This window comes from Litorivivens sp., from assembly GCF_041624475.1.
Taxonomy (GTDB): Bacteria; Pseudomonadota; Gammaproteobacteria; order Pseudomonadales; family Spongiibacteraceae; genus Litorivivens.
Window position 1 is genome coordinate 591945 of record NZ_JBFJUX010000001.1, and the last position, 6933, is coordinate 598877.

General features: G+C 55.2%; 3 protein-coding genes, 1 pseudogene and 1 riboswitch. Of the genes and pseudogenes, 3 read left to right on the plus strand and 1 reads right to left on the minus strand.

Annotated features, from left to right (window positions below):
- Positions 1 to 119 precede the first annotated feature (119 nt).
- The 3 genes and pseudogenes from ABY734_RS02755 (at position 120) to ABY734_RS02765 (ending at position 6067) form a co-directional block, all read left to right on the plus strand.
- Positions 120 to 3158 carry a PKD domain-containing protein gene (locus ABY734_RS02755; protein ID WP_372777437.1) on the plus strand — a complete coding sequence of 1013 codons (3039 nt, stop codon included), beginning with the start codon at positions 120 to 122 and terminating at the stop codon, positions 3156 to 3158.
- A 111-nt stretch (positions 3159 to 3269) separates the two neighbouring features.
- A pseudogene (locus ABY734_RS02760) lies at positions 3270 to 4451 on the plus strand (glycerophosphodiester phosphodiesterase family protein).
- A gap of 318 nt (positions 4452 to 4769) precedes the next feature.
- Positions 4770 to 4862, plus strand: a riboswitch (cyclic di-GMP riboswitch).
- A gap of 467 nt (positions 4863 to 5329) precedes the next feature.
- A complete protein-coding gene (locus ABY734_RS02765) occupies positions 5330 to 6067 on the plus strand; it encodes a helix-turn-helix domain-containing protein (protein WP_372777438.1) in 738 nt (245 codons plus the stop codon).
- A 483-nt stretch (positions 6068 to 6550) separates the two neighbouring features.
- Here ABY734_RS02765 and ABY734_RS02770 read toward each other — a convergent pair whose 3' ends face one another.
- Complete coding sequence (locus ABY734_RS02770) at positions 6551 to 6772, minus strand: hypothetical protein (RefSeq protein ID WP_372750395.1); 222 nt, start codon at positions 6770 to 6772, stop codon at positions 6551 to 6553.
- Between the last annotated feature and the right edge of the window lie 161 nt (positions 6773 to 6933).

Below are 6933 nucleotides of genomic sequence, written 5' to 3' on the forward strand. Positions count from 1 at the left end.
AATATGTCAGCCCGGCCCGTCTGCATAGTGGAGTGCAGGCCAGTTCCGTTGGCCCCCTGTCATATTCCAGACATCTTTATGCCCTAAGCTTGTGCCGGATTATTTTCGGGGAGATTCCGATGCAGTATTTTCCGATGGCCCGTATCGCAGTGCTGACTGGCGCAGCGTTTCTGGCTGCATGTAATTCCGGTGGCTCCTCATCCCCCGGCGCGGCATCCGCTCCGGGTGCACCGACAGTAGACGCGCGGCAGGGGCAGTTTATCGATGCGCCGGTGTCTGGAATCTCCTACTCCACCGACGGCGGAGTCACACATCAACTGACTGATGCAGAAGGTTTTTTCGAATATCAAGACGGTGACATCGTCTACTTTTCATTGGGGGGCATTGAGTTCGGCTCAGCAAGCGGTGCGGATATACTGCAGCCGATAGACCTTCAACAAGACAGTGCTCAGGCCGCCTCCAATATGGCGCGAGTGCTACTCACGCTGGATCGCGACGGCGCCCCGGCCAACGGCATTCAGATCTCAGACATTGTCCGGCAGCGAGCCCAATCGCTTTCTCTCCCGGCAACAGCATTTGATATCTCGCCCGAAGATCTCCCCGCCTCAGCCCTCGCCGATTTTGCGCGTTCGGCGAATCAAGACGGTGAGCGCACCTTGCGCAGCGTCGCGGACGCAGCTGCTGAACAGCATTGCACCGAGCAGGACTTGCAGGATGGTCAATACGATGGCGATTGCGAACGGGGCCTGCCTGTGGTCGATGCGGGTACTGAGCAATCAGCGCAGGAAGGGGGTGAGCTGTTTTTGACGGGCAGTGCGACGGCTGCCGGTGACCGCTCCGTGCAGCGGATGATCTGGCGCCAGACCAGTGGTCCCAGCGCCGCCATTCAGGGGGCGGTTGATCAGAACCAGCTGCATATCGTTCTGCCACAGGTGAACGGTGACAGCATTCTGGAATTTCGTTTGACGGCTGTTGATTCTGCGGGGCTCACCGGGACCGATTCGGTACTCGTCAGTGTCACCGACATTCTGCCCAATCGGGTGCCTGCGGTTGATGCCGGCAATGAACAGACGGTGACGTCCCGCGACAGCGTCGTTCTCTCCGGCGCGGCAGAAGATGCTGATGGCGATATTGTTGCCACCGCGTGGCGAGTGCTCTCCCAATCACCTGCGGTCAGCTTGCGGAAAATCGACAACAACAGTGTCAGTTTCACTGCGCCCAATGTCGCTGATACAACAACCTTGAGCTTTGAGTTTTCGGCAACCGATAACGAAGATGCTACTGCCGCCGACGTCGTGCAGGTGGTTGTTCAGCCTTCGCCCGACAACCAGGTTCCGTCGATCGATTCGATTCTGGCTGACCCGGGGGTGGCCAGTGTTGGAGAACAGGTTGGTCTCTTGTCTTCCGCCAGCGATGCCGACGATGATCCTCTCAGCTATATCTGGAAACAGGTAGCACCGGCGGAACCCTTACTCCACATTACTGATGCCGTACTTAACGACGCCGCTACCGAGATGCCTGAACTGGAGCAGGATACTGCCTTTGAATTCGAGTTGGCGGTTTCCGACGGCGCCACCTCGGTGGTGCGTAATCTGCAGCTTCTGGGTGTGCCGCCCTCGGCGCAGAAGCCTTCTCCGGAAGAGTGTTTGAGTAACCCTACGCAATGGGGCTGCCCCTTGTGGACGTATCGGGACATGCTCAGCCCGGAGGACTTCGCGAACTGCAACCCCGACCCCAGCGTCGAGTCCTGTCCGTTTTCGGTATTGGTCGATGCGGACCCTGGCTTGCTGAGTTGTCTGACGCTGCGGACTGAAGCTGCTTGCGCGGGAATTGCTGAAAACCTGTTCGATCCCAGTTATCTAACCGAAAAGATCCCGCCTGACCAAGCGGTGACCAGCTGTAACCCAGCCTACGACGCCGCGACCTACGAGCACTATATCGGTGCCTGGCACGAACATACCGGATACTCGGACGGCACCTGGGGGCAGCGGCCCATCGACATGATGGAGCAGGTCAAGGCGAGGGGTTTTGATTGGGCCGGTAGTTCAGAACACTCGGATACGCTCGATCCGGGCAATCCGGCAGCACTGCCGCGCGATTGCCCACTGCCCCCTCAAATCGGGGGCATCGGTGTTGATCCCCGTTGTTTGGTTGGCGATCAGGAGCAGCTCGAGAATAATGTCAGAAAGTGGGCCGCGATTAAGGAAATGGTCGACGCCGTCACTGACGACAGCTTTACCGGCTTGCGCGGTTTTGAATGGACGTCGGACCGCTTTGGACACATCAACGTGTTTTTCTCCGAGCACGTCATTAACGCGAAAACCGAAGCGGGCTATGCGGTCAGTATGACCCGTTTCTGGCAATGGTTTACCTACCCGTCGACCTTTGGCGGTGGCGATGACGCGATTCTCAGCTTTAACCATCCGGGGCGAGAAGACACGATTGAAGGTTTTTTGCATGAGGATGTTCAGGGCAATCTGGAAGACAACCTGGCCGAACTTCCGAAGGATTTGCATGACCCCACGTATACCTTTAACGATTTTCGCTTTGTGCCCGGAGCCGATTACCGCGCCGTCGCGCTTGAAGTGTTTGGCAAAGGCTCCGAATACGACTCCGGCGGCAGGGGTGGAAGCTGGCTGTCGTACGCGCTGGATAAGGGCTGGCATCTGGGGCCCATGGGCTCTGAAGACCACCACGGCACCGACTGGGGGGCGGGCTCACTACCCAAGACTGTAGCGATAGCCCGCAGCCGCGACGCCAATGATCTCCGTGAGGCCTTGCTCGCCCGTCGCTTTTACGCGGTTGCCCAGCACTATAACGACATCCGCATCAGTTATACCGTCGACGGCCAACCCATGGGTGCACGCATCCGGGCACCCGAGGGAACGCAGCTGAACGCGACTGTGTCGATTTCACGCGGCGGCATTCCCTTTTCGGCAGAGGTTGAATTTGTCACCGCCGGCAACACCATAGCCGAGTCACTCACCGGAGCCGACGTGGCGACCACCTTGCGCGTGGGTGCAGGGGAATCCTATTATTTTTTGCGAATTCGAGACCCGAAGACAAATCGCCCCATCGCCTTTGCGGCGCCGGTCTGGTTGATAGCCGGGGAATCGGCGCTCCCGGCCTGTCCCGTGGACGGCGGTGTGCCCCAATAGCGCTGTCAGAGCAGGGCGGCTTCCGCGGGCTCTAGCGCTGGAGGTGACAACATGCGCTTGACCAAAGTTATTGCCACCGTGCTGGCGGCCCTGGCATGTAGCCACTGTGCCATGCCTGATGCCGCACAGTCGCCTTTGGCACAAGTCGGCCCGAGGCCCTTCTATCTGGTCAGTGATATGGATTCGGGGCCGTTGAAGAAGCGGCTTCAGGCGTGCGGCAACCACACCTTCCGGCGTACTGAAATGTCTATCGGGCATCGCGGTGCACCATTGCAATTCCCTGAGCACACGCGCGAATCCTATGAGGCGGCCGTGGTCATGGGCGCCGGCATTGTGGAGTGCGATGTCACGTTTACGAAGGATCAGGTTCTGGTTTGCCGGCACAGCCAGTGCGACCTGCACACCACCACCGATATCCTCAGTCGCCCGAGCCTGGCCCGAAAATGCACGACACCCTTTACACCGGCCAATCCTGCTACGGGCGAACCGGTGAAGGTAAAGTGCTGTACATCGGATCTTACGGCGGCAGAATTCAAAACCCTCGTCGGCAAGATGGACAGCGCCAATCCAATGGCTACATCGGTCGACGAGTACATGAATGCCACACCTCGCTGGCAAACGGATCTCTATACACAGCGCGGCACGCTGATGACCCACGCTGAAAGTATCGCTTTGTTCCGATCACTTGGGGTGAAGATGACGCCGGAACTGAAGCAGCCAAGCGTGGCCATGCCATTCGATGGCTTCACTCAGGCGGACTACGCTCAGAAGCTTATTGATGAGTATGTGAATGCGGGCGTAGCTCCCGAGGATGTCTGGCCGCAATCCTTTAACCCGCAAGACATTGAGTACTGGCTGCGGCACACCCCGGCCTTTGGCGGTCAGGCCGTATTACTGGAAGGTCGCTATGCTGATCCGCGCTTTGCGGCGATTGCGCCTCATCAGTGGCAGCCGAGCATGGGGGCATTGCGTAAGCAGGGGGTGACGACCATTGCGCCACCTCTATGGCTGTTGCTCAGCACGAATGACGAGGGGGAATTGATTCCCTCACGCTACGCCCGGCAGGCACGACAGGCGGGGCTGGCTATTATTGCCTGAACGGTGGAGCGCTCCGGCCCTCTGGCCGAGGGCGGCGACTGGTACTTTCAGGGCCTTGACGCTGCCGTCGACAATGACGGCGATGTGATGAAGGTGATCGACGTACTGGTCCGGGATGTTGGAGTGATCGGCATCTTTTCCGACTGGCCTGCCACGGTAAGCTATTACGCTAACTGCATTAGCGGCTCAGATTAAAGTACCCCTTTGGTGAGTTCCTGATATCTAGCCTTACTTAACGCCATAGCGGCCATCGCATTCTATAGAGCGTGTCATCAGCTGGTCGTGCGCGTGAGCACCAGCACCTGCCGGCCGGATTATTGACGAGGCCAAGGATAAATCCAACAAATTCAATAAGGTATAGGGCTGGGTGGTGGGGTGTGTTTTCGCAAACGGTCTCGAATCTCAGTCTGGCAGGTCGGATGGCTTCGTTTGTGTGAAATATTTAATGGAAATGTTTGCCGATTTGCTGTTTGTGTCCTAGCTTTATAGTTACTGCCAATTAGCTGGCAGTAACCGAAGTAAGGGCAACCCTGCTGAAAGGCAGGTCCGCAAAGCCGCCGGTCTAAGGGTTCGGATTCCCGAGCCTACGATAGCGGGGCTGCCGGGAGAGGATATTTCGTTATGCAATTAGTAGCGAGCGACCCGACCGTCAATTCCCTCTGCTCGCCGAGCAGAACTTACTTTATGTACACGTGAGCCCGATACGATTCGGAAGTGCATTGCGCTTTACTTCCGGCAGTTTCGCGGTGATTCACACCATACAGTTGGCGCGGCTATTTTAAGTCGGTTCTTACAAGGTTGAGGTTTTCCCCGCATGTGGGCGGAGACTGCGAACCGTGCTGGAAATATTGTTGATGTATCGGGCATTTGGATATCTATGTGGTGTGGTATCCGTTTGAGCGCGTAACGATCCTCTGGCCTGAGGATCATTGAACGCAATTCATCAGGCTTTGGATTGCGTCGACTAGTGAAAAATATGCAAGTTCCGGGTGTTCCGGTAAGGAGTAAATAGCCTTTGGTGTGATGGCTGGCATCGCATCCATACAGGAGGGCCGCTGAAAGCGGCTGGGTGTATGCAAAGTAATAGAGGAAAACAATTAAACCTTTATCTTGCACAGGGAAGTGACAAAGCGGCGTGCTCTTCCTGCGCTCATTTGCAAGTTTGCCTGCCCGGATCTTTGGTTGGCAGCAAGCTGCTATCGGTTTTTGAAGACATGGTGGGGGGAAGTCAGGTTATCGAGCGGGGCCAGCCGTTGTTTATGGCCGGAGATGTATTTTCTGAACTGTATATAATCAAGTCAGGCACGTTCAAGGCCGTTGTCGACAAAAAGTCATCCGCTATTCTGGGGTTTAACTTTCCCGCCAACGTCGTCGGTCTCGAATCGGTTAGCACGGGCACTCATACCCACAGTCTGATTGCCTTGGAGCGCTCTGTGGTCTGCAATTTAAACTACCTTGAGGTGGCAGAGCAATTTCAACGCTTACCTGGAGTCGGTGTAAGCATCATCTACGCAATGAGCGCCCAGATCGCCAATACTCTGTCGCTCTTTTTGGTTATACAGGGCGGCACGGTATTACAGCGAGTGGCAACCTTCATACTTTATGTTGCCGAGCAGTACGACAGTCGTAATCTGGCCTCGGACGATATCACTCTGCCTATGGGGCGAACGGATATCAGCAAATTTCTTGGCATATCCGCCGAGTCTCTGAGTCGGAGCCTCAGCCATCTAACCAAGGCGGGGGTTCTGAAAGTCAAAAACCGCAGAATTACTCTGACTGATCGCGATGCTCTGGCCGGCTTAGCGCACTAATCCTCAAACAGCTAGTTAATTTTTCTTCCGATTTTTCTAAACCTTCCTTGCGTGAAGCCGGTGCATTAACGAACCGTCTGTGAGGCATATCAGAATACTCGAAGGTGGTTCGTTAAAAAATGATGAGCATGCCCCCCGGAATTTCAACGAGGCTTTTCGTCTTTGGCGAAGGGGTGGAGTTTCGGCGAGAGTTAAAAGCCCGAGCCCACAAGGTAGGCTCGGGAGTGCGCCAGGATTACATCACGAACTCACAAATAAATGTGGAGGATAGTCCGCAACGTATATGCACTTTCAAAAACACAATTACAGTATTGTCGGTTTGTATATTGCTTGGAATAGAGGATTACCCGTAGTGCGGAAAAATCTGCTTGGAGGTTATCGGGGGAAGTATCTTGCTGTCGTTTTCGAGATGGCGGTTATTCTTATTAAGCCTTCTCAGCTGACTGCGAAAAGACACAGAAATTGCAAACAGGTTGCATCGTGTTAATGAAATAATCCTTGGCCTGCAATATCCAATATCTCTGAGTGAAAGCCGAAAACCAGCGCTGAAATGGCAATCAGGCTTGCCGATTTAGCGCGCTCCTTTTTCACCGGTATCTTGTTAAGCCGATAAAAGTAGCCCGATCTTTGGAGTGTCGTCCATAGGGCGATCGCGATGATGGCTGTTAGTGAAAGTGCTATATAAGCGCTGCTGGTTGTAGTCATAATTCCCGCCCCTCTCGATAGTGCTTTCTACGTATTGTTCGCCTCGGTCTATTGATATGTCTTTTTTGTCTTTGCTTTTAACGGTAGACAACCATCGAGATATCGCAAGTTTTTAGTGGGAAAAGCAGTCTAATTATTGACGTCCGTCAAAAGTCGCGCTG